The organism is Rhizobium sp. BK399, assembly GCF_014194695.1.
In the GTDB taxonomy this organism is placed as follows: Bacteria; Pseudomonadota; Alphaproteobacteria; order Rhizobiales; family Rhizobiaceae; genus Rhizobium.
On record NZ_JACIAH010000011.1, the window covers coordinates 1 to 23,073 of the forward strand.

General features: G+C 58.7%; 27 protein-coding genes, 3 tRNA genes and 1 pseudogene. 14 read left to right on the forward strand and 17 right to left on the reverse strand.

What is annotated here, in order from left to right; all coding sequences use genetic code 11:
• Nucleotides 1-174, forward strand: a pseudogene (locus FHT97_RS30970) (HlyD family type I secretion periplasmic adaptor subunit); the annotation flags it as partial.
• A 173-nt stretch (nucleotides 175-347) separates the two neighbouring features.
• Here FHT97_RS30970 and FHT97_RS20835 read toward each other — a convergent pair.
• Together FHT97_RS20835 and FHT97_RS20840 are read right to left on the reverse strand one after the other, a co-directional pair.
• Nucleotides 348-432 (reverse strand) — tRNA-Leu (locus tag FHT97_RS20835).
• Between the two features lie 53 nt (nucleotides 433-485).
• On the reverse strand, nucleotides 486-854 hold the full coding sequence (locus tag FHT97_RS20840) for a VanZ family protein (RefSeq protein ID WP_183864110.1): 369 nt from the start codon (nucleotides 852-854) through the stop codon (nucleotides 486-488).
• Nucleotides 855-1,029: 175 nt separating this feature from the next.
• Between FHT97_RS20840 and ilvA the strand changes: the two genes are divergently transcribed.
• Together ilvA and FHT97_RS20850 are read left to right on the forward strand one after the other, a co-directional pair.
• Complete coding sequence (gene ilvA, locus FHT97_RS20845) at nucleotides 1,030-2,280, forward strand: threonine ammonia-lyase (protein ID WP_183864218.1); 1,251 nt, start codon at nucleotides 1,030-1,032, stop codon at nucleotides 2,278-2,280.
• Nucleotides 2,281-2,315: 35 nt separating this feature from the next.
• Complete coding sequence (locus FHT97_RS20850; protein ID WP_183864111.1) at nucleotides 2,316-2,642, forward strand: HlyU family transcriptional regulator; 327 nt, start codon at nucleotides 2,316-2,318, stop codon at nucleotides 2,640-2,642.
• 150 nt (nucleotides 2,643-2,792) lie between these two features.
• Here the strand turns inward: FHT97_RS20850 and FHT97_RS20855 are convergent, their stop codons facing one another.
• The gene (locus tag FHT97_RS20855) at nucleotides 2,793-3,569 is read right to left on the reverse strand and encodes an SDR family oxidoreductase (protein ID WP_183864112.1); all 777 of its coding nucleotides are present in this window, start codon (nucleotides 3,567-3,569) and stop codon (nucleotides 2,793-2,795) included.
• A 104-nt stretch (nucleotides 3,570-3,673) separates the two neighbouring features.
• On the opposite strand from FHT97_RS20855, the gene FHT97_RS20860 reads away from it, so the two are divergent.
• Nucleotides 3,674-4,252: a TetR/AcrR family transcriptional regulator gene (locus tag FHT97_RS20860; RefSeq protein ID WP_183864113.1), complete on the forward strand. Its 579-nt coding sequence runs from the start codon at nucleotides 3,674-3,676 to the stop codon at nucleotides 4,250-4,252.
• Between the two features lie 47 nt (nucleotides 4,253-4,299).
• Here the strand turns inward: FHT97_RS20860 and FHT97_RS20865 are convergent, their stop codons facing one another.
• A complete protein-coding gene (locus FHT97_RS20865) occupies nucleotides 4,300-4,914 on the reverse strand; it encodes an FMN-dependent NADH-azoreductase (protein ID WP_183864114.1) in 615 nt (204 codons plus the stop codon).
• Between the two features lie 141 nt (nucleotides 4,915-5,055).
• Here FHT97_RS20865 and FHT97_RS20870 point away from each other — a divergent pair, with 141 nt between their 5' ends.
• The gene (locus FHT97_RS20870; RefSeq protein ID WP_183864115.1) at nucleotides 5,056-6,024 is read left to right on the forward strand and encodes a LysR family transcriptional regulator; all 969 of its coding nucleotides are present in this window, start codon (nucleotides 5,056-5,058) and stop codon (nucleotides 6,022-6,024) included.
• 35 nt (nucleotides 6,025-6,059) lie between these two features.
• Here FHT97_RS20870 and FHT97_RS20875 read toward each other — a convergent pair whose 3' ends face one another.
• The 4 genes from FHT97_RS20875 to FHT97_RS20890 all read right to left on the reverse strand — a co-directional run bounded on the left by FHT97_RS20875 (nucleotide 6,060) and on the right by FHT97_RS20890 (nucleotide 9,995).
• Nucleotides 6,060-8,048, reverse strand: a complete 1,989-nt coding sequence (locus FHT97_RS20875) for a bifunctional 2',3'-cyclic-nucleotide 2'-phosphodiesterase/3'-nucleotidase (protein WP_183864116.1) — start codon at nucleotides 8,046-8,048, stop codon at nucleotides 6,060-6,062.
• Between the two features lie 90 nt (nucleotides 8,049-8,138).
• Nucleotides 8,139-8,474, reverse strand: coding sequence for a PilZ domain-containing protein (locus FHT97_RS20880; protein ID WP_183757016.1), 336 nt, complete (start codon nucleotides 8,472-8,474; stop codon nucleotides 8,139-8,141).
• A 70-nt stretch (nucleotides 8,475-8,544) separates the two neighbouring features.
• Nucleotides 8,545-9,441 (reverse strand): DMT family transporter, encoded by an 897-nt coding sequence (locus FHT97_RS20885; protein WP_183864117.1) that lies wholly within the window; start codon nucleotides 9,439-9,441, stop codon nucleotides 8,545-8,547.
• A gap of 92 nt (nucleotides 9,442-9,533) precedes the next feature.
• Nucleotides 9,534-9,995 (reverse strand): Lrp/AsnC family transcriptional regulator, encoded by a 462-nt coding sequence (locus tag FHT97_RS20890; protein ID WP_183864118.1) that lies wholly within the window; start codon nucleotides 9,993-9,995, stop codon nucleotides 9,534-9,536.
• A gap of 155 nt (nucleotides 9,996-10,150) precedes the next feature.
• On the opposite strand from FHT97_RS20890, the gene ald reads away from it, so the two are divergent.
• Nucleotides 10,151-11,269 (forward strand): alanine dehydrogenase, encoded by a 1,119-nt coding sequence (ald, locus tag FHT97_RS20895; RefSeq protein WP_183864219.1) that lies wholly within the window; start codon nucleotides 10,151-10,153, stop codon nucleotides 11,267-11,269.
• 61 nt (nucleotides 11,270-11,330) lie between these two features.
• Here the strand turns inward: ald and FHT97_RS20900 are convergent, their stop codons facing one another.
• The 5 genes from FHT97_RS20900 to FHT97_RS20920 form a co-directional block, all read right to left on the reverse strand.
• Nucleotides 11,331-11,798, reverse strand: a complete 468-nt coding sequence (locus FHT97_RS20900) for a DUF1203 domain-containing protein (protein WP_183864119.1) — start codon at nucleotides 11,796-11,798, stop codon at nucleotides 11,331-11,333.
• 98 nt (nucleotides 11,799-11,896) lie between these two features.
• Nucleotides 11,897-12,460 (reverse strand): GNAT family N-acetyltransferase, encoded by a 564-nt coding sequence (locus FHT97_RS20905; RefSeq protein WP_183864220.1) that lies wholly within the window; start codon nucleotides 12,458-12,460, stop codon nucleotides 11,897-11,899.
• Between the two features lie 4 nt (nucleotides 12,461-12,464).
• Nucleotides 12,465-13,334 carry a 3-mercaptopyruvate sulfurtransferase gene (sseA, locus tag FHT97_RS20910; RefSeq protein WP_183864120.1) on the reverse strand — a complete coding sequence of 290 codons (870 nt, stop codon included), beginning with the start codon at nucleotides 13,332-13,334 and terminating at the stop codon, nucleotides 12,465-12,467.
• Nucleotides 13,335-13,349: 15 nt separating this feature from the next.
• The gene (locus tag FHT97_RS20915; protein WP_183864121.1) at nucleotides 13,350-14,087 is read right to left on the reverse strand and encodes an alanyl-tRNA editing protein; all 738 of its coding nucleotides are present in this window, start codon (nucleotides 14,085-14,087) and stop codon (nucleotides 13,350-13,352) included.
• Nucleotides 14,088-14,093: 6 nt separating this feature from the next.
• A complete protein-coding gene (locus tag FHT97_RS20920; RefSeq protein ID WP_183864122.1) occupies nucleotides 14,094-15,134 on the reverse strand; it encodes a cysteine synthase A in 1,041 nt (346 codons plus the stop codon).
• 233 nt (nucleotides 15,135-15,367) lie between these two features.
• On the opposite strand from FHT97_RS20920, the gene FHT97_RS20925 reads away from it, so the two are divergent.
• Complete coding sequence (locus FHT97_RS20925) at nucleotides 15,368-16,012, forward strand: ChrR family anti-sigma-E factor (RefSeq protein WP_183864123.1); 645 nt, start codon at nucleotides 15,368-15,370, stop codon at nucleotides 16,010-16,012.
• A gap of 99 nt (nucleotides 16,013-16,111) precedes the next feature.
• Nucleotides 16,112-16,945: an SDR family NAD(P)-dependent oxidoreductase gene (locus tag FHT97_RS20930; protein ID WP_183864124.1), complete on the forward strand. Its 834-nt coding sequence runs from the start codon at nucleotides 16,112-16,114 to the stop codon at nucleotides 16,943-16,945.
• Nucleotides 16,946-17,389: 444 nt separating this feature from the next.
• Here FHT97_RS20930 and FHT97_RS20935 read toward each other — a convergent pair whose 3' ends face one another.
• Together FHT97_RS20935 and FHT97_RS20940 are read right to left on the reverse strand one after the other, a co-directional pair.
• On the reverse strand, nucleotides 17,390-17,719 hold the full coding sequence (locus FHT97_RS20935; RefSeq protein ID WP_183864125.1) for a hypothetical protein: 330 nt from the start codon (nucleotides 17,717-17,719) through the stop codon (nucleotides 17,390-17,392).
• Nucleotides 17,720-18,003: 284 nt separating this feature from the next.
• Nucleotides 18,004-18,078 (reverse strand) — tRNA-Asn (locus FHT97_RS20940).
• A gap of 117 nt (nucleotides 18,079-18,195) precedes the next feature.
• Between FHT97_RS20940 and FHT97_RS30975 the strand changes: the two genes are divergently transcribed.
• The 3 genes from FHT97_RS30975 (at nucleotide 18,196) to FHT97_RS20955 (ending at nucleotide 19,244) form a co-directional block, all read left to right on the forward strand.
• Nucleotides 18,196-18,486: a hypothetical protein gene (locus FHT97_RS30975; RefSeq protein WP_246712710.1), complete on the forward strand. Its 291-nt coding sequence runs from the start codon at nucleotides 18,196-18,198 to the stop codon at nucleotides 18,484-18,486.
• Nucleotides 18,487-18,601: 115 nt separating this feature from the next.
• A complete protein-coding gene (locus FHT97_RS20950; RefSeq protein ID WP_016553714.1) occupies nucleotides 18,602-19,048 on the forward strand; it encodes a BA14K family protein in 447 nt (148 codons plus the stop codon).
• Nucleotides 19,049-19,170: 122 nt separating this feature from the next.
• A tRNA-Cys gene (locus FHT97_RS20955) sits at nucleotides 19,171-19,244 on the forward strand.
• Nucleotides 19,245-19,392: 148 nt separating this feature from the next.
• On the opposite strand, the gene FHT97_RS20960 is transcribed toward FHT97_RS20955, so the two are convergent.
• Entirely contained in the window at nucleotides 19,393-19,686 is a 294-nt protein-coding gene (locus FHT97_RS20960; protein WP_183757005.1) for a hypothetical protein, read from the reverse strand.
• Nucleotides 19,687-20,312: 626 nt separating this feature from the next.
• Here FHT97_RS20960 and FHT97_RS20965 point away from each other — a divergent pair.
• Entirely contained in the window at nucleotides 20,313-20,495 is a 183-nt protein-coding gene (locus tag FHT97_RS20965) for a hypothetical protein (RefSeq protein ID WP_114712548.1), read from the forward strand.
• 466 nt (nucleotides 20,496-20,961) lie between these two features.
• Here the strand turns inward: FHT97_RS20965 and FHT97_RS20970 are convergent, their stop codons facing one another.
• Complete coding sequence (locus FHT97_RS20970; protein ID WP_183757035.1) at nucleotides 20,962-21,162, reverse strand: hypothetical protein; 201 nt, start codon at nucleotides 21,160-21,162, stop codon at nucleotides 20,962-20,964.
• Between the two features lie 101 nt (nucleotides 21,163-21,263).
• On the opposite strand from FHT97_RS20970, the gene FHT97_RS20975 reads away from it, so the two are divergent.
• Together FHT97_RS20975 and FHT97_RS20980 are read left to right on the forward strand one after the other, a co-directional pair.
• Nucleotides 21,264-21,926, forward strand: coding sequence for a protein-L-isoaspartate O-methyltransferase (locus FHT97_RS20975; RefSeq protein WP_183864127.1), 663 nt, complete (start codon nucleotides 21,264-21,266; stop codon nucleotides 21,924-21,926).
• Between the two features lie 209 nt (nucleotides 21,927-22,135).
• Complete coding sequence (locus tag FHT97_RS20980; RefSeq protein ID WP_183864128.1) at nucleotides 22,136-23,020, forward strand: DUF2497 domain-containing protein; 885 nt, start codon at nucleotides 22,136-22,138, stop codon at nucleotides 23,018-23,020.
• The last annotated feature ends 53 nt before the right edge of the window (nucleotides 23,021-23,073 follow it).

Below are 23,073 nucleotides of genomic sequence, written 5' to 3' on the forward strand. Positions count from 1 at the left end.
CAGCCCTACTACCTCGCCTCCCTGTCGCTTAACGACCAGAACCTCCTCAAGGACAACAAGCTCATCCCCGGAATGCCCGTCGAGGTCTTCGTCCAGACCGCCGAGCGAACCGCCCTCTCATACCTCCTCAAGCCATTCACAGACCAAATGATGAAGGCATTCAGAGAGGAATAGCGGGGCAAGAAGGGAGACGCAGCGGCATGCAGATGCCATCATGGCGGTTGGATCGTGGAAAGCGCCCCAAGCCGAACGGACCGATGACGCTTCTACGCATTTGGTATCCCTGAGCGCCCCTAAGCAAAAAGGGCGCTGCGAAGGACAACAAAGTCGATCAAATGATTTCAATATGGTGCGAGCGACGGGGATCGAACCCGTATGACCGAAGTCGAGGGATTTTAAGTCCCTTGCGTCTACCAGTTTCGCCACGCTCGCGCAGGCTCCTCCTTCAACGACTGATGCGATTCAGTCAAGAGCACTAGGTTGTGTCACGGTCGCGAAGGGCTTGCTGCCGACTTGATGATGCGGATCTTGTTCAATAGGCAACCGATCGAAACGCCGACGGATGCGCCGAGTATCTTCACGGCAGCATCGTGCAGACGGGCGTGGCGCGTTGGAGACAGATATTGCAGATATTCAATCGCCAAGGCGCCGGCAACCAGGAGAAAGGCAACTGCTATCCACTGCCGAGGATAGGCAATCGCGAACATGAAACCAACGAGCGAGTAGGCCAAAGCGCGGTCGAGATTGACCGAGGTCACCGTATGTGGCCGCAGCGCGATCGGCGACAGCGTGACGAAAATAATCGCCACGAGAAGCAGCCAGGCAATCGGTCGTGCAAATTTACTTGAGATCATTGCGGCGATGTAGCCTCATCTCGGGTGAATTGGTAGCGCACAATTGCGTTATTGCATCGCCTTCAGGGTTGCTCGAAAAGATGAGCGGCTGAGTAAACAATATCGGCCGATATGGGCTTTTTCCCACAGTCCGCTTGTGCGATAGCGGAACGGCAACAGGAATAGACGAATGACCGTGACCAGACAGGATGTCGAGAGCGCCGAGACGGCGATGCGTAGCCTCTTTCCAGCAACGCCACTGCAGCTGAACGAACATCTGTCGGCGCGTTATGGCGCCGATATCTGGCTAAAGCGCGAAGATCTGTCGCCGGTACGCTCCTACAAGATTCGCGGGGCGTTCAATTTCTTCCGCAAGGCGATCGCGGAGGGTGCCGGCAACAGGACCTTCGTATGCGCCTCGGCCGGCAATCATGCTCAGGGCTTTGCCTTCGTCTGCCGGCATTTTGGCGTGCCCGGCGTTGTTTTCATGCCGGTGACGACGCCGCAGCAGAAGATCGACAAGACCCGCATATTCGGGGCGGAGTTCATCACCATCAAGCTGACAGGCGATTTTTTCGATCAATGCTACCAGGCCGCGCGCGACCACGTCGAGGCGATCGACGGCGTCATGGTGCCGCCTTTCGATCACCCAGACATCATCGAGGGCCAGGCAACGGTTGCCGCGGAAATCCTCCAGCAACTCCCTGACGGGACGGTACCTGACATCATTGTCATGCCGGTCGGCGGCGGTGGTCTCGCTGCAGGCATCACCGGCTACCTCGACGGCATTCTGCCTAAGTCCGGCTTCATCTTCACGGAGCCGGCAGGGGCACCGAGCCTGAAGAGAAGCATAGAGGCAGGGCACTTGGTGACGCTCACCAAAGTTGACAATTTCGTCGATGGCGCCGCCGTGGCGCGGATCGGTGACCTGAACTTCGCAGCCTTGGAAGCTTTCCCGGCCGAACAGGTCATGCTGATGCCGGAAAACGCCATCTGCGTGACCATTGGCGAGATGCTCAATGTGGAAGGCGTCGTGCTCGAACCGGCAGGCGCGTTGTCGCTGACCGCGATTGCGGCGATGGACCCGAATGCCTTGAGAGGCAAGACGGTCATCGCCGTCGTATCCGGCGGCAACTTCGATTTCGAACGCCTTCCGGATGTGAAGGAGCGCGCCATGCGCTATGCCGGCTTGAAGAAGTACTTCATCTTGCGGATGCCGCAGCGTCCGGGTGCGTTGCGTGACTTCCTGAACCTGCTTGGCCCGGACGACGATATCGCCAGGTTCGAATATCTGAAGAAGACGGCTCGCAATTTCGGCTCGGTGCTGATCGGCATCGAAACCAAGGCGCCGGAGAATTTCGCGCAGCTGATCGCAAACTTCGAAAAGGCTGCCATCGGCTTCGAGGACATCACCGAAAACGAGATCCTCGCAAACCTCATCATTTAGCTTTTCCGGCACGGGCCGGCATGGTAAGGCGAAACATGGCTTCGATCTTCTCCAGCATTTTCTCAATGTTTTCAGGCGGCGGCAAATCGACTGATGCCCCGGCAGGCGCCTCGTCCGAGCCTCAGCTCTATGGGGACTGCACGATCTACGCGGAACCCCAGAAGGAGGGCGGTCAGTATCGCCTTGCGGGACGCATTGAGAAGGCCGTCGGTGGAGAGGTTCTCGTTCGCAACTTCATCCGTGCTGACATGTTCGGCTCGTCGGATGACGCGATCGAGTGCACGGTGCGCAAGGCGCAGCAGATCATCGATCAGAATGGCCCGTCGCTATTCAGCGATGGCGCAAAAGTTCGGCAGGTCTGATCCGCTTCTTCGGGTCCAATCCGCGTCTACGCAGGGTTTTGGTACCTGGCGAATCGCATTCCGCCCAACTCAATAGTCCCAGTATCCGCGGTGTTCGCCGTCGGTATCGGCGCGAGAAAGTCCGATACCAACGACATGGGAAACTGGCGATCACCCTGCACGAAACATCTTGGCGCCCGAAGGTGCGCTCGTGGCACCGCCGTCAACGACGATCTCGATTCCCGTCACGTTGGACGAGTCGCTTGAAGCGAAATAGAGCACGGCCTTGGCGATTTCCTCCGCTTCGCTCATCCGTCCGAGAAGGCTCATGCCGCCCAGTCGAGCTTCGAGCCCGGACATCGCGTCGGCCGTGGATGCCAGCGGTTGCCAAATCGGCGTCTTGGTGCCGCCAGGCGTCACCTGATTGACGCGGATGCCGCGTGGCGCAAGCTCTGAGGCCATATTGCGGGTCATGGCACGCACCGCACCTTTGGTGGCAGCATAGGCTGACCAGCCGGGCGCGCCCAGTACGGCATGCACCGATCCATTGAGAATGACAGAACCGCCGTCGTTGAGATGTGGCAGCGCCGACTGGACCGTAAAGAACACTGCGGTCAGGTTGGTATTGATGATGGCATTGAACTGCTCGAGCGACGTAGTGCCGAGCGGCGTCGCGCCGGCGATGCCAGCATTTGCAAAGAGGACATCGAACTTGCCGACCTTTTCGGCGGCTTCCGCAAAAGCGCGCTCCGTGGCCGCGACGTCTGTGACATCGAGCTTCAGCGTGAGCACGTTGCCGCCCAGAGCGTTTTCGGCAGCGGCGAGAGTCTCGGCGTTGCGGCCTGTGATCACGACCTTGGCCCCCTCGTCGAGGAAGACCTTGGCGGTCGCAAGACCGATGCCGCTGTTTCCGCCGGTGATGAGGGCGACCTTGTTCTTTAGGCGCATTGGATGACTCCTCTTGGAAAAATACCCGATCTGGATTACGATTGATATCTAGAAGGATTATGATCGTAATCTTTATATGTCAACTGGTTTCAGGATGGATTTTCATGGGTCACTCACAGATGGACAAGCGCAAGACGCATGAGAGGATCGTCGAGATCGCCTCGAAGCGGTTGCGAGAGAAGGGGCTGGAAGGCGTCGGCGTCGCGGACCTGATGAAGGAAGCGGGGCTCACGGTCGGCGGCTTCTACAAGCATTTTGCCTCGCGTGACGAGCTGGTGGCAGAGGCTATGCAATCTGCTTTTGGTGCCTGGACCGAGAAGGTGCGGTCAGAGGGCCGGGCTCCGGCAGACATTCCACTTGAGGAATATGCGGCGAGCTATCTGAGCCGCGAGCATCGGGACGATACGGCTGGAGGATGCCCGTTCGCCGCTCTCACCGCTGACATAGCGCGCGGCGGCGAGAGGTGTCGGTCACTGGCAACCGATCAGATGCAGACGAACTTGCGCAATATGCAGGCACGCATAAAGGCGGCGGACGAAGCGGAGGGGCGCCGCAAGGCGATCATCCTGTCCTGCCTCATGACCGGCGCACTCGGGCTTGCACGGATAGCGAACGACGAAACCCTGGCCGGTGAGATACTCGATACCGCCAGGGCTTTTGTGAACGAGCTCGGCGCCAAATGAAAACGGCCGGCTAGAACCGGCCGTTTCGATGGCAGTCTCGACCCCGATTAGGCGGCGAGGGCTATTTCCTCGGCGCGGGCCTTGGCGGCGCCAATTGCCTTCTCGGCAGCTTCCGCACCAAATGCGAGGCCTTCGACATAGATCGTCTCGATGTCGGCGATGCCGAGGAAGCCGAGGACCGACTTCAGGTACGGAACAGCATGGTTCATGCCGGCCGCCGGACCCTGCGAGTAGACACCGCCGGAGGCAAGGACGACGTAGACCTTCTTGCCGGTGGCAAGGCCAACCGGGCCGCTTTCGGTGTACTTGAAGGTCAGGCCGGCGCGGGCGACGTTGTCGATCCAGGTCTTCAGCGACGAATAGATGTTGAAGTTGATGAGGCCGGTACCGATGACGATCGTATCAGCTGCAAGCAGTTCGGCGACGAGTTCGTCCGACGTCTTCACAGCTGCCGCTTCGGCGGCGGTGCGGTCATCGGCCGGCTTGCGGATGGCTGCGGTGAAGAGATCGTCGATGTGCGGCAGCGGGTTGGAGGCGAGGTCGCGACGGACGACGACACTGCCCGGCTGCTGAGCCTTGATCTTTTCGACAAGGTCAGCTGCGATGGTGGTGGAAAGCGAGTCAACACGCGGGCTGGAAGTCAGGAGCAGAATGGACGACATGATTGAATTTCCTCTCGAATTGGGGTCTGCGGCTCGTCTAGGGAGCGTCGAGCCGGTGGTTCGAGACAGAAAATAGGGGTGGCCGATTATCGAAAAAACTGTGATAATGTCGATCGAAATCATCGATAGATTGGATGGAAGATGCTTCCAAACCCCACACTGGACCAGTTGCAAGTGTTCCTCACCGTTGCGGAAACGGGCAGCTTTTCGGCCGCTTCACGCACGCTCAATCGCGCACAATCGGTCATCAGCTACACCATTGCCAACCTTGAGGCGCAACTTGAGGTGCCGCTTTTCGAGCGTTCGGGCGCGCGGCAACCGAAACTGACGGAGGCCGGCAAGGCGCTTCTCGAAGATGCGCGGCGCCTCGTTGCCGACCTAGAGGTGATGCGCGCCCGTGTGAAGGGGCTGAAGGAAGGGCTGGAGGCCGAGGTTTCGGTGGCCATCAGCGTCATGGTGCCGTCGCAGGCGGTGGTCGAAGTCCTGCGCGAGTTCCGTGACGAGTTTCCATCCGTGGCTCTCAATCTGGCTGTCGGTGAACTGGGCGTCGTGATGGATCTGGTTTCGAACGGCAAGGCGACTGTCGGGATAGGGGGGGCGATCCTCCAACAGCATGACTTGCTTGCGACCGAGCGCATCGGTCATTCCTTCATGATGCCTGTGGTATCGAGCACTCATCCCTTGGCGCGGATCGGCCGGCCGCTGACGCTCGCCGACGTGCGCGAAGAGACCCAACTTGTCGTGACAGACGCGTCGGGACTGACGAAGGGCCGCGATTTCAATGTGCTCTCGTATAAGACGTGGCGCGTCAGCGATATCGCGACCAAGCACTCGCTGATCCGGGGTGGTCTCGGCTGGGGTGGTTTGCCGGCGTCGCTCATCCGCGATGAACTGAGAAGTGGAGCGCTGGTTCACCTTGATCTGCAGGCCTATGAGCAGGGTGAGTACCCGATCTACGCGATGCGGCGAATCTCGACGCCACCCGGGCCGGCGGCGACCTGGATGATCGACGCGTTTCGGTCCAGGCTTTCGCAATGCCCCAGTCAAGCCGACTTCACCGCTCAGATGGCGGAATATGCCGCGCGCGACCTCTCTGTCGCGGCGGAGTAGGCGAGGCATCAGCGCCTCGCCACCGATCACAATCTCTAGAGGATCAGCCGGAACTTGGCGAAGCCGTCGGTGCCTTCCCCGGCATCCTCGATCTTCACACTCTTGACGTCCGCGAGGTATTGCTTGGCCTTTGGACCGCTCTGGAAGACTGCCGTCGTCCCTGGGAGCGGTTTGAAGGTCCAGTTGCCGTCGGCCGATGGATTGATCGTACCCTCCTCGTGCACGAAGCGGACGATGACGTCACGGTTTGTGTCCGGCGCTTGGAAGACGACCTTGTCTGCGGCGATTTCCGGAAACTTGCCGCCACCACCGGCGCGGTAGTTGTTGGTGACGACGACGAATTTCTGGGTGAGATCAATCGGCTTGCCGCCGAATTGGAGATTCTGGATTCGGTTCGCATCGGCATTGATCAGTTTGCCATCATCATCGAACCTGCGCGGCTGCGACAGGTCGATCTGGTAGACGACGCCGTCGATCACATCGAAGTTATAGGACGGGAAGGCGTTGTTCAGCAGCTCGGCGTCCTGCGATCCCGGCTTTACCTCGTTGAACATGGCGGCTGACATTTCCAGCCAGTTCTTCACCTGCTCGCCGGTAATGACGACCGCCTGAACCGTGTTGGGGTAAAGGTAGAGGTCGGCGACGTTCTTGATCGCGATATCGCCGGCGGGTACGTCGGTATAGTAGTCCGCGCCCCCTCGACCGCCGGCCTTGAACGGCGCTGCAGCCGAGAGCACCGGCAGATCCTTGTATTCCGTGTCATCTAGCATCTGCTTGATGTACCAGGTCTGGGCCTGGCTAACGATCTGGACAGACGGGTCGTCGGCGACGAGGGCGAAATAGGAATAGAGCGGCGCCGACGTCTTGCCGACCGGGGTGCGCACATAGGCGAGGGTGGCTTCGTGCTCAGCCTTCGCGGCCTCGATCACGTCCGTCTTGTCGGCCACGTCGGCGACGACTTTCTTCTTGTCGTCGCGATGGTAGATCGGCCGTGCTTCCGAGGTGAAGTCGACGATCCGCCAGCCCTTGCCATCCTTTTCCAGCAAGAGATCGATAAGGCCAAGATGCGATCCCCAGAAACCGGCCATGACGGCGGGCTTGCCATGCAACGTGCCCTTTGCGGGATCCGCGTTCTGAATGCCGTCCCAGGTTTTCGGGCCGGGGAAAACCAGATGCTGATGCCCTGTGAAGATCGCGTCGATCCCATCGACCGCGGCAAGGTGCAGCGATGCATTTTCCATTTTCTCCGACGGGGCTGTACCGTCGATGCCGGAATGCGAAAGCGCGATCACGATGTCGGCGCCTTCCTGCCTCATGACCGGTACCCACGCTTTGGCTGCCTCGACGATGTCGCGCGTCTGCGCTCTGCCTTCAAGGTTTTTGATATCCCACAGCATGATCTGCGGCGGCACGAAGCCGATGAAGCCGACCTTGACCGGGCTCTCGTTGCCCGCGCCGTCCCTGATCGCCTTCTCGACGATGAGATAGGGCTTGAAAAACAGTTCATCCTTGGTCGGATCGGAGGCAAGCTTGCCTTTGGTCAGGTTTGCGCAAACGAACGGAAAATTTGCCCCGTTCAGGACCTTGAACATGAAATCGAGGCCGTAGTTGAATTCGTGGTTACCGAGCGTGCCTACGGTGTAGCCGAGCGTGTTCATCGCCTTGATGACGGGATGCACGTCGCCATCTTTCATCCCTCTTTGATAGGCCATGTAGTCGCCCATCGGGTTGCCCTGCAGGACGTCACCATTGTCGATCAGCAGTGAGTTGGCAGCTTCCGCCCGGATAGTGTCGATGATCGTCGCAGTGCGCGCCAAGCCCATCGTGTCGTTCGGCTTGTCAGCATAGTAGTCGTAGGGAAAGACATTGACGTGAATGTCGGTTGTTTCCATCAGGCGAAGATGCGCCTGATTGGCGGCCGCACGGGCGCTGAAGGGGTGAAGCAATATGAGTGCTGACGTGGCAGCAAGACCGCCAAGCAACGAGCGGCGGGTCATTGGCGGCAGATCCAGAATGGATGACATGAAAACTCCTTCGAAAATCACGCGACGCCCGGCCCGCAGGCGAGACTAGGATGATTTGCGAAGGAGTAAACCCTGAAAATGACAGGGCAATTATCGCTTCAGGACCGGTTTCACTTCCTTGTGGAAGAAGCGGAAATAGGACGCGACCTGCGCGCGGGCATTCGAGTTCGGATCGAACTGAATTCCGAGGCGGCCGTTGTGGCTCCAGCGGATGATGCCGTGCAGCGTTCCGAGATCGTCGGCAAGGATCTGTATGCGGCTGCCGGAGGAGGCATGAATGGGCGAGCGGATTTCGACGGCCATACCGCTTGTCGACATATCCAGGATGCGCGCATCCACTTCTTTCGTAAGATAGCGGACCTTGCCGAATATGCGGCAAGACTTCCGCTCGGCCTTGCGAGTGATAATATTCAGATTGTTCTGCATGCTACGCTCCACAAGAAACATACAGGTGAATTCTACGGAGCGACCGTTGAGAATACTTTAACAGCTCGATCTAAAATTGCGAGGACGGTGGTTGCAAACGTGACCGACGGGCAACAACATGTTCCCGCCATACGGTGAAAATGCCTGCTGCAACGACAATGAAAGAGCCGATAATCATGGTGAGGCTCAGCTTCTCGTTGTAGATCACGACGCCGATGATCGACGCATAGACAAGCTGCAAATATGTCAGCGGTTGCACCGCGGCAGCATCGAGCATGTCATAGGCGCGGATCAGGAAGTAGTGGCTCGATATGCTCGTCATACAGACAAGCGCCATCCATCCCCAGTCCCAACCCGACATCCATGTCCAGTAGAAAGGGCCGACGAGCGTCATGGCGATACCGCCGACGACGCCCGTATAGAAGAAACTCGTCATCGCCGAGTCGTCCCGACTGACGAGGCGTGTGGCTATGACATAGAAGGCGAACAGGAAGCAGGAGAAGACGGCAAGCAGGAGCTTGACGTCGAAGAATTCGCCTTCCGGCTTCAGAATAAACAGCACGCCGACCAGGCCTGCCGCGATTGCCGTCCAGCGGCGCCAGCCGACGCGCTCGCCAAGAATGGGCATCGAGAGCAGAGCGATCAGAATTGGAGTGGCCGAGAAGATCGCCTGCGAATGCGCTAGGCCGATCAAGGCAAAGCAGTTGATGACGACGACGACCTGAGCGGCCAGCAGAATGCCTCTGATCACCTGTAGTAGCGGTCTCTTCGTCTTGGCCGTCTCCTTCAGGCCACCCCTCATCTTTGCCGCGAGCGCAATGGTGAAGGCGGCAAATGCCCAATAGCGGATCATGGTGACGAACACAGGCGGGTAGGCGGATGCGAGATGCTTCGAGATGCCGTCCTGCAACGAGAAAATGGTGATCGCCAGCAGGACGAACATATAGCCTTGGGTCTTGGATTTCATGCGTACGTCTTACTGCGGGGGATCAAGCGGGAGATAGCGAAGCCGTAGCTTCGGTGCGGACTGTCTGCCGATTTTGCCTTGCTGTCAAAGCCTCAAAGCCCGACATTTGGCCTATCGATAACTTCCCGCAGGGCGAAGCTCGAATTGATCTTCACGACGTGCGGAAGCGCCGACAGCCAGTCGCGATGAATACGCTCGTAGTCTTCGAGGTCACGAGCGGCGACGCGGAGAATGTAGTCGTATTCGCCCGACATCAGGTAACAGACCAAGACGTTCGGACAGCGTTTCACCGCTGCCTCGAATTCGGAGAGTGTCTTGGCAAACTGGCCGGATAGCGAGATGTGCACGATCGCTATCATCTTGTAGTCGAGCGCCTTGGGCGTTACGTGCGCGTGATAGCCGCTGATGACGCTGCTCTTCTCCAGGATATCAAGCCGGCGGGAACAGGCCGATGCCGATAATCCAACCTTCGCCGCGAGGTCGGCATTGGTCATGCGGGCATTGGATTGAAGAGACTTCAGAATCGCAAGATCAATGGCGTCGAGTTCGGACATTCGAAGAACTTTCGATTATTTGCGCGAATTCGCAATATTCTTCGAAAATCAGCATCAGTGCAAACCTTCTTTGCAAGGACATTTCACGTCTGTGGTGGTTGGATTTGCCCGTCAAAAACACTCCGCCAAGCGGATATAACGTGAGAGGAACGCTTATGCGTGTCGGTTGCCCGAAGGAAATCAAGAACCATGAATATCGTGTCGGCCTGACACCTGCATCTGTTCGTGAATATGTCGCCCACGGCCACGAGGTCTGGGTTGAAACCAAGGCAGGCGCCGGCATTGGGGCCGACGATGCCGCCTACATGGCCGCTGGCGCAAAGATTGCCGCCTCAGCCAAGGACATCTTCGAAAAGTGCGACATGATCGTAAAGGTCAAGGAGCCGCAGCCCTCCGAGTGGGCGCAACTTCGCGATGGCCAGATTCTCTATACCTATCTACACCTCGCGCCGGATCCGGAACAAACCAAGGGCCTCCTTGCCTCGGGCGTTACCGCCGTTGCCTACGAGACCGTAACGGACGATCGCGGCGGTCTGCCACTCCTGGCTCCGATGTCCGAAGTCGCCGGACGTCTGTCGATCCAGGCGGGTGCGACAGCACTGCAGAAGGCCAATGGCGGCCTTGGGATCCTCCTTGGTGGCGTCCCCGGCGTTTTGCCGGCGAAGGTTACGGTCATCGGCGGCGGCGTCGTCGGCTTGCACGCTGCACGAATGGCCGCGGGCCTCGGTGCGGATGTCAGTATCCTCGACAAGTCTTTGCCGCGCTTGCGCCAGCTTGACGATATCTTCGGCGGTCGTGTTCATACCCGTTATTCCAGCATTCAGGCATTGGAAGAAGAAGTGTTCTCGGCAGACCTCGTCATCGGCGCCGTCCTCATTCCGGGCGCTGCTGCACCGAAGCTTGTCACTCGCGAAATGCTGTCGGCCATGAAGAAGGGATCTGTCATCGTCGACGTTGCCATCGATCAGGGCGGCTGCTTCGAGACGTCGCATGCAACGACCCATTCGGAGCCGACCTACGTGGTTGACGATGTCGTGCATTATTGCGTGGCCAATATGCCCGGCGCAGTGCCGGTCACCTCGGCGCACGCCTTGAACAATGCGACGCTCGTTTACGGCCTGGCGCTGGCTGACCGCGGACTGCGCGCGATTGCGGAGGATCGCCACCTGCGCAATGGCCTCAACATCCATAAAGGCCGCGTCACAAACAAGCCGGTGGCCGAGGCACTGGGCTATGAAGCCTACGCACCGGAAAGCGTATTGAACGTAGCGTAAGCTGCATCACGTTAGGTGAGTTTGGGCTGGTCGCATTCTCGTGCGACCAGCCCTTTTTCCGTTATCTGTCGATGCGGCACTGATAGCAGTTGTTGCGAGCCGAGCGCACATGCACGTAGGCGATTTCCGGCCGCTCGAGAAGTTCGGCGGCATAGGAGCGGATATCTGGCGTCAGAGTCACTGCCCCGGTGCCGTAGACGATGCGATTTTCGGCATTGTAGCCGCGCACAATGAAATCGGGGCTGGTAAGTACCGGCGGTAGCACCTCTTCGGCGGCGTAGCGCTCACAGAGCTCCTTATGGAGAAAAACAGGGCCGGTTTCCGCATAGGGTTGAAGCTCGGGAAACGGCCTGTAGGCGAAAACCAGCAGTTCCTCGCCCGCGTCTATATTCTTCAGGCAATGACGGCAGGGGTGGCCGGGACCGTCGGAGACCATCGTCTCGGGCAAGAAGCCGTAGGCATCGGTACCACCGTTCCAAAGGTTCTGCGCGTCGGCGGTGGGCATGGCGGAAAAGTGGATGTCGGTCATGGCAGATCTCCTTGCTGATCGCCATCAGATGCGCCTTTACCGTGATACAAGCCACCCGATTCCTGCGAAACGCCGTCAGTCGAACTCTGTCGGCCTGGTCACCAGCCCTTTTTACCCAGCTCCAGCAATTCCTTGTCGCTGAGCGGTCGGACAATGCCCAAACCGGTCGAGACCGGAGAAAAACCGAACATCTGGTAGAGCTGGAGGGCCCGCGGATGATCGAGATTGTTGGTGGTCGTCGTCACCCGCTTCGGATTGACCGTCCAGATCGCATAGAGCGCCTGCAGCAAGAACCACTTTCCGATTCCGAGGCCGAGGGCGTGCTCGATCAGACCGAAGTGGCTGAGCTCGATGGTGTCCTCGTCCTCGAGGAAATATTCATAGAAACCCGCGGGCGCTCCGTTGACGTAGAGCACGCTGATATTGTTGCGCTTGTCGTGCAGCGTCTTGGCCAGATCCTCGTCGGTCATCCGCAAACGATCCACCCACTGCCATCGGGCGCCGACCTGGCGATACAGATAGCGGTAGAAGGGCAGCGGAATATCTGGGGTCCGCATGATCGCTGTCTGAATATTGATCGGCATCGGCAGGCTTGCCTTCGGCGGTGCCGTCATTTCCAGGCGCGTGATGTGGGTTTTTAGCGAAGAAGGGCCCTTCACCATCGTGTCAGGCTTTGACCGGTTCTGGCGGGCCAGTGACGACAGGCGTGTCGTCGCGCCCACCCCATTCGCTCCATGAGCCGTCGTAGAGTTTATTGTCGCTGTGGCCGAGCGATTCGAGCGCGAGCGTAATAATCGCCGCGGTGATGCCGGAGCCGCAGGAGGTGACGACCGGCTTCGACAGATCGATGCCCGCGTCCTCGATTGTCCGCTTGAGTTCCGGCAGCGACTTGAAGCGGCCCTGGCTGGCGAAAACGCCCGACGGCAGGTTGCGTGCGCCGGGCATATGACCCGAACGCATGCCAGCGCGGGGCTCGGGCTCGATCGCAGCGAACCGGCCGGCGCTTCTGGCATCGGCTATCTGCAGGGCACCGTTGGCAACGATGTCTCGCATTGTGTCCAGAGTGACGACTCTCGAGGCATCATAGGCCGGCTTGAAAATCTTCGGCTCGTATTGCGTCGCATTTGTCTCAAGCGGACGGCCTTCTGATTTCCATCCATCCAGGCCGCCGTCGAGTACATAGACATTTTGCGCGCCCATAACGCGAAACAGCCACCAGACTCGCGGCGATGCGAACATCCCGATCCCATCATAGACGACGATACGGTCATTCTCGCCGATTCCGAGTTTTCCAACTTCGCCTGCGAAAAGCTCCGGCGACGGAATGGTATGCGGCAGTGGCACGGAGTGATCCGCGATCTTGTCCTGATCGAAGCGGACGGCGCCCGGTATATGGCCGGCGGCGTATTCTGCGTCGGCATCGCGCTTCTGTGCCGGCAGATAGAAGGACGCGTCCAGAATTCGCAAGTCCGGCTTGCCCAGTTCCGCCTGCAGCCAATCGGCCGAAACGACGAAACGGCTCTTTTCTTCGCTCATTCTGCTCTCCCTAACTCAGGCCTCGTCGCCGGGAGCGCCGAAGCGAATACGGAAGCGGCGGTTTTCCTTGCCCTTCTTCTCGATCTTGGCAATGTGAATCTGGCCGACTTCCTGCGTTTCGGACACATGTGTGCCGCCGCAGGGCTGACTGTCAATCGCAGAGTTTTCGCCGATGCAGACAAGGCTGACCCGACCGAGGCCGATCGGCGGGCGAACATTCTTGGATTTGACGATGCCGGGATTGGCCACAAGTTCTTCGTCGGTGATCCACTGCAGGTAAACCGGATGGTTCTGCCGCACCAGTTCCATCAGTTTTTCGGTTACGCCGTCCTTGTCGATCGTCTCGGTCATGTCGAAGTCGACACGGCTCTCATCTTCGCCGACAGCCGCGCCGGTGATCGGGTATGAACAGACGACCGAAAGCAGGTGACAGGCGGTGTGCATCCGCATCAGCTTGTAGCGGCGCGGCCAGTCGACATGCAGGACCAGCCTTTCGCCGAGACCCGGCTGCGTCTCACCTTCAAGCGGCACGTGGATGACGATATCCTTGGTGGCCCCGTGCCTCGTCTGTCCTAGGGCGATTTTGCTGCCGTCGGCCCGCTCGAGAAAACCGGTGTCGCCCGGCTGGCCCCCTGAAGTCGCGTAGAAGCAGGTTTGATCCAGCTCAATGCCACCGTCTTCGTGAACGGCGGTTACTACCGCCTCGCATGTCGAAAGATAGAAATCGTCACGATAGAGGGCATTGACGGGCATAGGATCTCACGCTGCTGGTTCGTATGGAATTTGTATCTCTTGCGCCCTGGTGAGCCACGCGGGAATCGGCAGCCCCTTAGACGTCAGGAAGTCGGGATTGAAGAGCTTCGACTGATAGCGATTGCCGTAGTCGGCAAGGATCGTCAAGATGGTGTGGCCGGGACCGAGTTCCCTGGCAAGCCGAACGGCGCCGGCAATGTTGACCGCCGTCGATCCGCCGAGGCACAGTCCCTCGTGTTCGACGAGATCGAAGACGTAGGGCAGGGCCTCCGCATCCGAGATGCTGTAGGCGAAGTCGGGCGTAAAGCCTTCCAGATTCGCCGTGATCCGGCCCTGACCGATCCCTTCGGTGATCGATGAGCCAGCGGATTTTAGTTCGCCGTTCTTGTAGAATTCATAGAGCGCGGCACCGTCGGGATCGGCAAGGCCGATCTTGACGTCCTTGCTAAATGCCTTGAGGCCGGCCGCGACACCCGCAAGCGTCCCCCCCGAGCCAACAGAGCAGATGAAGCCATCGACCTTGCCGTTCGTGTCGTTCCAGATTTCGCGAGCCGTCGTTTCGATATGGGCCTGCCGATTGGCGACGTTGTCAAACTGGTTCGCCCAGATCGCGCCGTTCGGGTCCGTCTTGGCCAGTTGTTCGGCAAGCCTTCCGGACACCTTCACATAGTTGTTCGGGTTCCTGTAGGGAACCGCCGGGACCTCGACGAGTTCAGCGCCGAGCAACTTCAGCGCTTCCTTCTTTTCCTGACTCTGAGTCTCCGGGATAACGATGACGGTTCGGTAACCGAGCGCCTTTGCCACCACCGTCAAACCGATGCCGGTGTTGCCGGCCGTTCCCTCGACGATAACGCCGCCCGGCTTCAGCAGACCCTTCTTCTCGGCGTCGCGAATAATGTAGAGCGCGGCGCGATCCTTCACCGACTGGCCGGGATTCAGAAATTCCGCTTTGCCGAGAATGGTGCAGCCGGTCGCTTCCGACGCACCCTTGAGCTTGATCAAGGGGGTGTTGCCGATTGCCTCTAAAACGGAGGGATGAACGGTCATGGACTCTGCCTCTTTTGAACGCTTAGTTTAGGAACGGTCTTTTCCCTTCACAAGGCTAGGTTGGCAAGAAATGCTATTCCATGCCTTTGAGCGCCGTGACAAAATTAGACTTTCCTTCGGGCTGGAGAAGTCGAGGTACAGCGGGTCGCCACCGTCCTTGTGATCTGAAGGTTGACTTTCAACGTAGGGATTACGACAAAGCATCCCCAAAAACGGAAACCACCGAAGCCTTCATGGTTCACGAGCATATCGACACCGTCGATGCATTGATGGCGCATTATGTCGCCGGATCTCTTCCTGAGCCGGCACGCGTATTGGTGGAATCGCATCTCGAAATGAAGTCCGATCATCGCTGGCTGGTGAGAGATCTTGAATCGCTGAGCGGCGAGGCCCTGGAAGACATTTCGGAGGCTGCGATCAGCGAGCGCGACGCACGGCTCGCCGCTATCTTCGCCTCCGCGCCGCCTGCCGAGGATGTGCCGACCGATCTGCAGGCCTCCCGTGGGGGCTTCCCGAGAGCGATTCGCAATTTGGTCGGCTATGACGTCGATACGGTGCCGTGGAAGACGAAGCTGCCGGGCTTCAAGGAATACTCCATGGATATCGACGGCTGCGAGGCGAGTCTGATGTGGATCAGGCCGGGGCGGGCACTGCCCGCACACACACACAAGGGAACGGAACTCACCTTGATCTTGGACGGCGCGTTCAATGATGCACGCGGACGTTTCGGACCTGGCGATATCTCAATTGCCGACGAGAGCGTCGACCATCGGCCGATTGCCGAAAAGGAGCGTCCCTGTATCGCGTTCATCGTTCTTGACGCTCCGGTCAAGCTGACTGGGTCTTTCCGGCAGCTCATTGGTGACCTCATCGGCTGAAAGCAGCCACAATGGGGTGATAAAAGGGTTGAAACCGGGGGATGGCGAGGAGCTCCCGGACCTTTTTGACGTTCACAAGAACGGCCCGGAGGAGATGTCATGCAAGCTTTCGTTGCTCGTCCTGAACATGGAATAGCTTGGATATCAGGCGCAAGTTCTGGAATTGGGCGAGCGCTGGCACTGAAGCTTGCGGGAGATGGGTACAAGGTCGCGGTGACGGCTCGCGATCATGAAAAGCTTGCCGAGTTGCAGGCCGAGGCGTCAGACCTTTCCGGCAGCATTATCGTACTCGACGGTGACGTCACTAACGCCGAAGACATGGAGCATGTCCTTGCTTCAATCGAATACGAGCATGGCACGCTGGCGCTGGCCGTCTTCAATGCGGACGTCAATCTGCCTGTGCATGCGGAGGAGTTGAAGCTCGTTGATTTCGAGAAGAGTTTCGCGGTCAACCTGCAAGGCGTTGTGAACTGCCTTATCCCCGCCGTACGACACATGAAGGCAAAGGGGCAGGGCCAAATCGCCATCGTTTCGTCCGTTTCGGGCTATGGCGGCCTGCCGACGAACGCCGCTTACGGCGCAACGAAAGCCGCCTTGATCAATATGGCGGAGAGCCTGAAGTTCGATCTCGACAAGATGGGTATCCGCATACAGCTCATCAATCCGGGTTTCGTCGACACCCCAGCAACGAAGGGGAGCGAATATCCCCTCCCGTCATTAATCTCGGTAGATGAAGCCTCCGAGCAGATTTCGGCGGGTCTCAAGTCTCAGAGTTTCGAGGTTACCTTTCCGAAGCGCTTCAGCTACATGATGAAGCTCATCAATCTTCTGCCCTACGCTCTGTATTTCTGGCTCGTCAATCGCTTTACTGGCTGGCGCGAACGGCCGCTAAAGAAGCGCGGACGTCCGGCCGTGGCGCACCCTGCTGAGTGAGTTGGACCTAGAGGCAACGACGAGGCGGATGGCGGCCAGACAGGAGGTCATCTGTCGGATCGGACGCCATCCGCTCTCGTCGACTCCGCGCAAAGACGACCTACCGGACGTCTATATTTTCAGCGCGGAAGCCTGCTTCACTTCAAAACTCGCAGAGCCCTTTGAAGCGCTCACCACCCCATGGGGCGCAGTCTAACCCGAAACGAAAGTCTCTGACCAGTGACAAATTTGAACCATCGCCCAGGCGGTCGGAGTGCGCCGGAAGGAAGCGCTGGCCGCCAGGGTGCAGGCCGAAGACCTGTGAAGTGCCAGTGTTTTTGCTTGTTACGGAACAACGGCAGGCTTGGATCTGAAATCTCTCAGTCCTATAAGCGGAATTTTCCGCGCGCTCGCAAACGAAAGGGCCGGTCAAGCCGGCCCTTTCGGAAAACAGGGTAGGTCAGATCAGTTGTCGTATTCGCGGCAGGCGTCGCTGATGGATGCACCGCTCTCGCCACCTCGCGTGTCCACTCCCGAATTTGCCTGTGGCATGCCCGGGCAGTCCATTGCCTTGGGCTGGGGCGTGATGCTCTGCGTCGTTGTCGGATCGACCGGCGCGACAGCGATCGGGTGAGTGCCGTTGTCGCTGCTTGTGTAATCTCCCGACTGGGTGCTGGAGCTGGGATTTGTCGAGCCGCCGTTCGTCGGACCGATTGGATCAGGATTGGATTGGGCAAATGCAGAGGTTGCCAGACCCGCGGCAAAAATTGCCGCCACTATCATCGGACTACGCATAGGAACTTCCTTTTTGTCGTCGTTTTTCGTCTGGGTGACATGGGCAAAACCCATCGGCAAAAGCGTTGTTCCGAAGTTTTTATCCACTAAGGCGCGGATTTTTGTCAGTTGCCAAACCTTGGCGGGCGTTGCGTAGGAGGGAGTCGGGTGCCAGCATCACGCACCATTATTTCCCTTTGATGCGGCGCATCCGTCGATAAGATCCCGGGTGATCTCGGAAAAAGAAAAGAGCGGCTCGAAGCTCGAACCGCTCTTGTAAGAGTTCAGCAAATCGCTGAGAAAACTGGCTCCCCGGGCCGGATTCGAACCGGCGACCTGTCGATTAACAGTCGAATGCTCTACCGCTGAGCTACCAGGGATCACCGCTTGCCGCGGCGTGAGTGGCCTAATACAAATGCTTGCCCGATTTGCCAAGCGGTTTTTTCAAAAAAATGACATCCGCTTGTATTTGCTCTGTATAACCCCATCTCCAGTCGATGACTGAAACACATGATACCACGGGAAAAAGAACCGCCAAGCGCTTTGGCATTGATCACACCACCGGTCGCCTCGTTCTGGGCTCCATAAGTATCCCGTTGCCGCAGTCGCGCATTGCCCGACTGACGATTGGGGTGCTGCTGATCTTTGGCGGCGTTCTGGGTTTTCTGCCGGTTCTCGGCTTCTGGATGCTGCCGCTCGGGTTCATCCTGCTGTCGCACGACCTTCATCTCGTACGCCGGATGCGGCGGCGTTTCTCGGTCTGGTGGACGAAGAGGCGTAAATCTTGAATCAATGAACGACGGCACTGGCGCCCGGCCTGCGTCAAGGAACCTTGGACCGCGCCCTGCGTTATGGAAGTAGGCGTAAGTGTCGTAAGCATACCGGAAATGAGAAGGTGCTGGAATGAAGAAACTTGCGGTATTGGTGTTGGCGATTGCGACAAGCCTGGCTGGCGTCGGTCCGTCTTTTGCAGAGAACTCCGGCGATGAGCATTCAGCTCAGAGCCGCGGTGGTTTCGGAGATTCCGGAGTGAGAAACAGCCGCGGCTTCGATCGCTGCAGCATCTATCGTTGTGGCGGTTACCGCCATGGCGGCTATGGAAATAGGTACTACGGAAACCGCTATCACGATGGCTATTACCGCCATCATGACAACGATGCTGGCGCACTGATTGGCGGACTTGCAGCCGGTGCAATCATCGGCGGTCTGATCGCGTCGCAGCCGCAGGCTGGACCGGTGGGTAATTCGCACGTCGATTGGTGTTACAGCCGCTACCGGTCTTACCGGGCATATGACAACACCTATCAGCCGTATTACGGTCCGCGGCGGCAGTGCTATTCGCCTTACTAAAAGTGACCACGGAAACCGACGTTGTGCGATCCGAAATCCCGTCGGTTTTTCAACAACCCCCTTGCACTCGATTTCTATTCATTCTAAATGCCCGCCAACGCTTCGGTGACGAAGCGTCGTGAGGCCTCGTGGCGGAGTGGTGACGCAGAGGACTGCAAATCCTTGTACCCCGGTTCAATTCCGGGCGAGGCCTCCAAAATTTCCCTACTGTTTCAAGGTAATAGAGCCGCTACGGGCGCGGACGCGAGTGAAAGCGTCTTGCCTTCAGGCGCGGCAAATTTCCTTCCATTTCATCATTTTTCAGTCCGCGAGGCGAATCTGCGACATGCGGTCGCCAAACCCCGCTATTGGTTCCTGTCCCAGGCAAAGAATGGTCGATAGTGCCGTTGGGCAATCAGCAGAGTTCGATCCGGTTGAATGATATAGATTTCCTCGACCGTGCGTCCCGTCTGATCCGTGAACGTATGCGGGAAAGAAGAGCCGATCGGCGCCTTCGTCAGCTTCGTTCGCGGCTGGCCGCCATAAGTGATACTGCCGGGAATAGGCGCGTAACCCTCCGATGGATAGGAGCCCGAAACGGCCGTGCAGCTCGCGACAAGCGCTGCCATCGCACCGATCGCTGCTATTGTCCGGATCATCCTGCGCCTCCTCATCGATGCGGTCCCACGAAGCGGCACTCGACTGCGTTCCGCCAGATCGTAGTGTAATGCCTCGGCCCTCTTCTCGCCAGCGGGTTTGACGCCTCCCTCAGTTCGCCGCGACCCGATTCTGTCACGTGATCTTTACTGGCTTCAACGGCGCAAGAATGCGGTTTGCAAGCGTGCAATTATCCTCGCTTACTCCAATCGAAGTAGGACCTAGGTCCGTCTAGGATAACCGTTGCGAGGGCGCTATTGTTTCTCTTGCTGGTCTGCCACGGACGGTGGGCTTTGAGGGCATCGGACCCCCTCTATTGGCTCCATTCCGCCGCGGCGGCAGACAGGGCGGGGGTAGTTTTCAGTCCCGGCAAAGCTGGAGGGGGTCGCCGCAGTGGCCGACCCTCTCCGGGCGCCTCGTTTCACTATTCTAATGAGCTTCGGCGATATAGGCGGGAGATCGCTCTCCTTCCGTCCATGGTGGCGAAGCCCGCTGGCGTTTCTTCCATTCCTATAGTGACAATCCATACGGCACTAGCGTTGGTGCATGTTTATCAAGGCAAATCACCGGATTGTCGAATTTTCGATAGGGCGCTATCTTTCATTGCGAGTTCTTAGGAGCACCTCCGATGCCGGCGACCCAAATGCCGCAACTGATCTTTGCCCTGAGCGTGGCGCGAGAAATGGCGGAGCGCGAACGACATGCGGAAATGCTTGTCATGCTGATCGACGAGGCCCTGAAGGAGGCAAAGGAAGAGGCTTTACGGCACGGCATTCTGGTCGACACGGAAGAAGAGACCAAGCTGCAATAGCTTTTCCGGGGGCGAGTGGCCCCGGCCGCGACCGTCTTAAGCCCCGGCCGGGTTGCCGATCTGGGAGGGGCTGGGGAGGCTCCAAGATCGGCACAGACACGCTACAGGTCTCGTCTGATGATCGAAACCGGTGCTTAAAGGTATGTTTCGTCCTTTGTTCTTGCTTAAAAAGAACCTCATCGCGAATGGCCGGGACGGCCACCAAAGAGCTTGCCGGCTATCGCGGCACCGGCAAAGCTGGAGCCGTCGAGTTCAGTTGATCCGCTGCAACGACGGCATCGGGGACACACCGTTTGTCGCGACATTCGGGGCGCCGCCTCTCACAAAGGGAATGAGGAGTATGATCCCGAGCAGCGCACAAATGAAAAAGCTGCCCAGCAGAATTGGTCTAATTGCCATGTCCGGTCCGTCGAATCCCAAGGGACCGACACTATCCGGCGAAAAACTGACAATAGCCTGAAGTCAGTCAGCTCGTTTCACGATCGAAAAGCCCGCAGCAAAAGATGCCGACCAGCGTGATGATGATGAAGAAGTCGAACAACGAAAGATATTCGATGATGTTAGGCATTGCCTGCTCCTCCTCTATTCCTCCGGTTGCAATAATATCACAGGGCGCGCGTTTGTTCCATGAAGGATTGCGAAGAGCGCCAGCGGGCAGCGGCGCCATCCCGAATTCTTGTCATGCGCATTCGCGAAGCCTTGAAAGGCCAGTGTGCTGAGATTAAGAGACGTGCAGACAAAGCCGCTTCTATCGGGCGAGAGGACAACATGAATTTTGAATCAGCACGCGCAAACATGGTCGACAACCAGCTCCGCACGACGGACGTCACCTCGCATTCCGTGCTGACGGCGTTTCTCACCGTCCCGCGCGAGGCCTTTGTTCCCGAGAAGGCAAAGCCGCTTGCCTATATCGATCGGGATGTCGAAATCTGTCCTGCAGCGGCGGGCAAGCCCGCACGCTATCTCATGCAGCCGTCGCCGCTTGCAAAGCTGCTGCAGCTCGCCGCGGTTACCAAGGATGACGTCGTCCTCGAGATCGGCGCCGGTAGTGGCTACGTGTCGGCCCTCTTTTCACAGATTGCCGGCACGGTGGTCGCGGTAGAAGAGGACGAAACGCTGGCGGCGGAAGCCAAGACCAATCTTGCGAGCTACCCAAACGTTTCGATCGTCGCCGGTTCACTCAATGCCGGTAATCCGTCGGGCGCTCCCTATGACCTGATCTTTATCAGCGGTTCGGTCGAGGAAGTTCCGTCCTCCTTGCTGTCGCAGCTCCGCGACGGCGGGCGTTTGGTCACCGTTCAAGGCTACGGCGGGTCGGCACGCGCCAAGGTCTTCGTGAGCGAGCGCGGCACAATTTCCGAAAACGTCTACTTCAACGCTTCGGTCAAGCCGCTTCCCGGTTTCGCCAAGGCGCGCGAATTTGTATTCTGAACCACGCTGCGATGATTGATTTTCGACGGGCGCCTCAGGCGCCCGTTTTGTTTCCCGCGATAGAATCTAACCGCGTCAGAAAAGCTGTGCATGGCATCATTCATTTGATTCGCGATGATTTTTTTCAATCCTCGGCTATCCTAAGCTCTGGGTGATTCGGATGCCCACTCCACGCAATCCGGTCGTTTTTCGGAATAACGGGGATAGATATGGCTCAGCCAAGCGTAGCGCGTGAACCGTCGATGGAAGAGATACTGGCGTCGATCCGCCAGATCATCGAGAGCAATGACCCAGGCGCGGGCAGGGCGCTATCGGCATCGCTGCCGGCGGCTTACGGCGTTGATGAGGATGCTCGCGATTCGGACATCCATTTGACGGTGGACGAGGCCTACGCTGGCGTGGAATTCCCTGAAGCGGCTGCTCAGTCTGACCCACGCTTCGTTGCGGCCAATTCGGCAGGCTCGGCTCCCGTGCCGGAAGCGCAGCCGCGTGCCATGTCGCTGGCCGATGTCGCCGCGCGGGTCCGCGCGGCGTCGGAGCGCAACACTGCCCAGTTGCGCGACGTGCCGCCAGCCTTGCGGCAAGCCGAAGCAAGGAGCGCGGAACTGAGCATGGAAGCGCCGGAAGCTACTCGCGAGGCGCCCGGTTCTGCGCCAGTTGCTGCACACTCCGAGGCGGCCGTGACTGCTCCTATCTCGGCGCCGGCGCCGAAGGTCGTCGCGGTTCGTCCGCCCGTAGAAATCCCCTTCGAACTGGCTCCAGTGGCTATGGAGCCGTTACCGGCGCTGGTCCAGGTGCCCGAGGTATTCGTTCCCGCGGTCGTTGAACCGGCCGTGGAAGAAGCAATCCAGAACCTCGCTGAGCAAGAGCAGCAGCCGGCATTGCTCTCGCACGACGCGGGACTGCAAATCGCCCGTTCCTTTGAAGAGTTGGCTGCCGCCATCGATGGCGCCGAGCGGCGTTCTCTCGATGAGATCGCCGAAGACATGCTGCGCCCGATGCTGCGCGAGTGGCTGGATGACAATCTGCCGACCCTGGTTGAGCGTCTCGTGCGTGAAGAGATCGAACGCGTGGCGCGCGGCCCGCGCCGCTGATCGGAAACGCCTTTTCCCAAAAAGCCGCTCCGGTCTCCGGGGCGGCTTTTTTA

Bases quoted from the DNA above. Each gene is read 5' to 3' on its own strand.
- FHT97_RS20840 (WP_183864110.1), bottom strand. From the start codon at position 854: ATGATCTCAAGTAAATTTGCACGACCGATTGCCTGGCTGCTTCTCGTG.
- FHT97_RS20850 (WP_183864111.1), top strand. From the start codon at position 2,316: ATGGCTTCGATCTTCTCCAGCATTTTCTCAATGTTTTCAGGCGGCGGC.
- FHT97_RS20855 (WP_183864112.1), bottom strand. From the start codon at position 3,569: ATGCGCCTAAAGAACAAGGTCGCCCTCATCACCGGCGGAAACAGCGGC.
- FHT97_RS20860 (WP_183864113.1), top strand. From the start codon at position 3,674: ATGGGTCACTCACAGATGGACAAGCGCAAGACGCATGAGAGGATCGTC.
- FHT97_RS20865 (WP_183864114.1), bottom strand. From the start codon at position 4,914: ATGTCGTCCATTCTGCTCCTGACTTCCAGCCCGCGTGTTGACTCGCTT.
- FHT97_RS20870 (WP_183864115.1), top strand. From the start codon at position 5,056: ATGCTTCCAAACCCCACACTGGACCAGTTGCAAGTGTTCCTCACCGTT.
- FHT97_RS20875 (WP_183864116.1), bottom strand. From the start codon at position 8,048: ATGTCATCCATTCTGGATCTGCCGCCAATGACCCGCCGCTCGTTGCTT.
- FHT97_RS20880 (WP_183757016.1), bottom strand. From the start codon at position 8,474: ATGCAGAACAATCTGAATATTATCACTCGCAAGGCCGAGCGGAAGTCT.
- FHT97_RS20885 (WP_183864117.1), bottom strand. From the start codon at position 9,441: ATGAAATCCAAGACCCAAGGCTATATGTTCGTCCTGCTGGCGATCACC.
- FHT97_RS20890 (WP_183864118.1), bottom strand. From the start codon at position 9,995: ATGTCCGAACTCGACGCCATTGATCTTGCGATTCTGAAGTCTCTTCAA.
- ald (WP_183864219.1), top strand. From the start codon at position 10,151: ATGCGTGTCGGTTGCCCGAAGGAAATCAAGAACCATGAATATCGTGTC.
- FHT97_RS20900 (WP_183864119.1), bottom strand. From the start codon at position 11,798: ATGACCGACATCCACTTTTCCGCCATGCCCACCGCCGACGCGCAGAAC.
- FHT97_RS20905 (WP_183864220.1), bottom strand. From the start codon at position 12,460: ATGGTGAAGGGCCCTTCTTCGCTAAAAACCCACATCACGCGCCTGGAA.
- sseA (WP_183864120.1), bottom strand. From the start codon at position 13,334: ATGAGCGAAGAAAAGAGCCGTTTCGTCGTTTCGGCCGATTGGCTGCAG.
- FHT97_RS20915 (WP_183864121.1), bottom strand. From the start codon at position 14,087: ATGCCCGTCAATGCCCTCTATCGTGACGATTTCTATCTTTCGACATGC.
- FHT97_RS20920 (WP_183864122.1), bottom strand. From the start codon at position 15,134: ATGACCGTTCATCCCTCCGTTTTAGAGGCAATCGGCAACACCCCCTTG.
- FHT97_RS20925 (WP_183864123.1), top strand. From the start codon at position 15,368: ATGGTTCACGAGCATATCGACACCGTCGATGCATTGATGGCGCATTAT.
- FHT97_RS20930 (WP_183864124.1), top strand. From the start codon at position 16,112: ATGCAAGCTTTCGTTGCTCGTCCTGAACATGGAATAGCTTGGATATCA.
- FHT97_RS20935 (WP_183864125.1), bottom strand. From the start codon at position 17,719: ATGCGTAGTCCGATGATAGTGGCGGCAATTTTTGCCGCGGGTCTGGCA.
- FHT97_RS30975 (WP_246712710.1), top strand. From the start codon at position 18,196: ATGACTGAAACACATGATACCACGGGAAAAAGAACCGCCAAGCGCTTT.
- FHT97_RS20950 (WP_016553714.1), top strand. From the start codon at position 18,602: ATGAAGAAACTTGCGGTATTGGTGTTGGCGATTGCGACAAGCCTGGCT.
- FHT97_RS20960 (WP_183757005.1), bottom strand. From the start codon at position 19,686: ATGATCCGGACAATAGCAGCGATCGGTGCGATGGCAGCGCTTGTCGCG.
- FHT97_RS20965 (WP_114712548.1), top strand. From the start codon at position 20,313: ATGCCGGCGACCCAAATGCCGCAACTGATCTTTGCCCTGAGCGTGGCG.
- FHT97_RS20970 (WP_183757035.1), bottom strand. From the start codon at position 21,162: ATGGCGCCGCTGCCCGCTGGCGCTCTTCGCAATCCTTCATGGAACAAA.
- FHT97_RS20975 (WP_183864127.1), top strand. From the start codon at position 21,264: ATGAATTTTGAATCAGCACGCGCAAACATGGTCGACAACCAGCTCCGC.
- FHT97_RS20980 (WP_183864128.1), top strand. From the start codon at position 22,136: ATGGCTCAGCCAAGCGTAGCGCGTGAACCGTCGATGGAAGAGATACTG.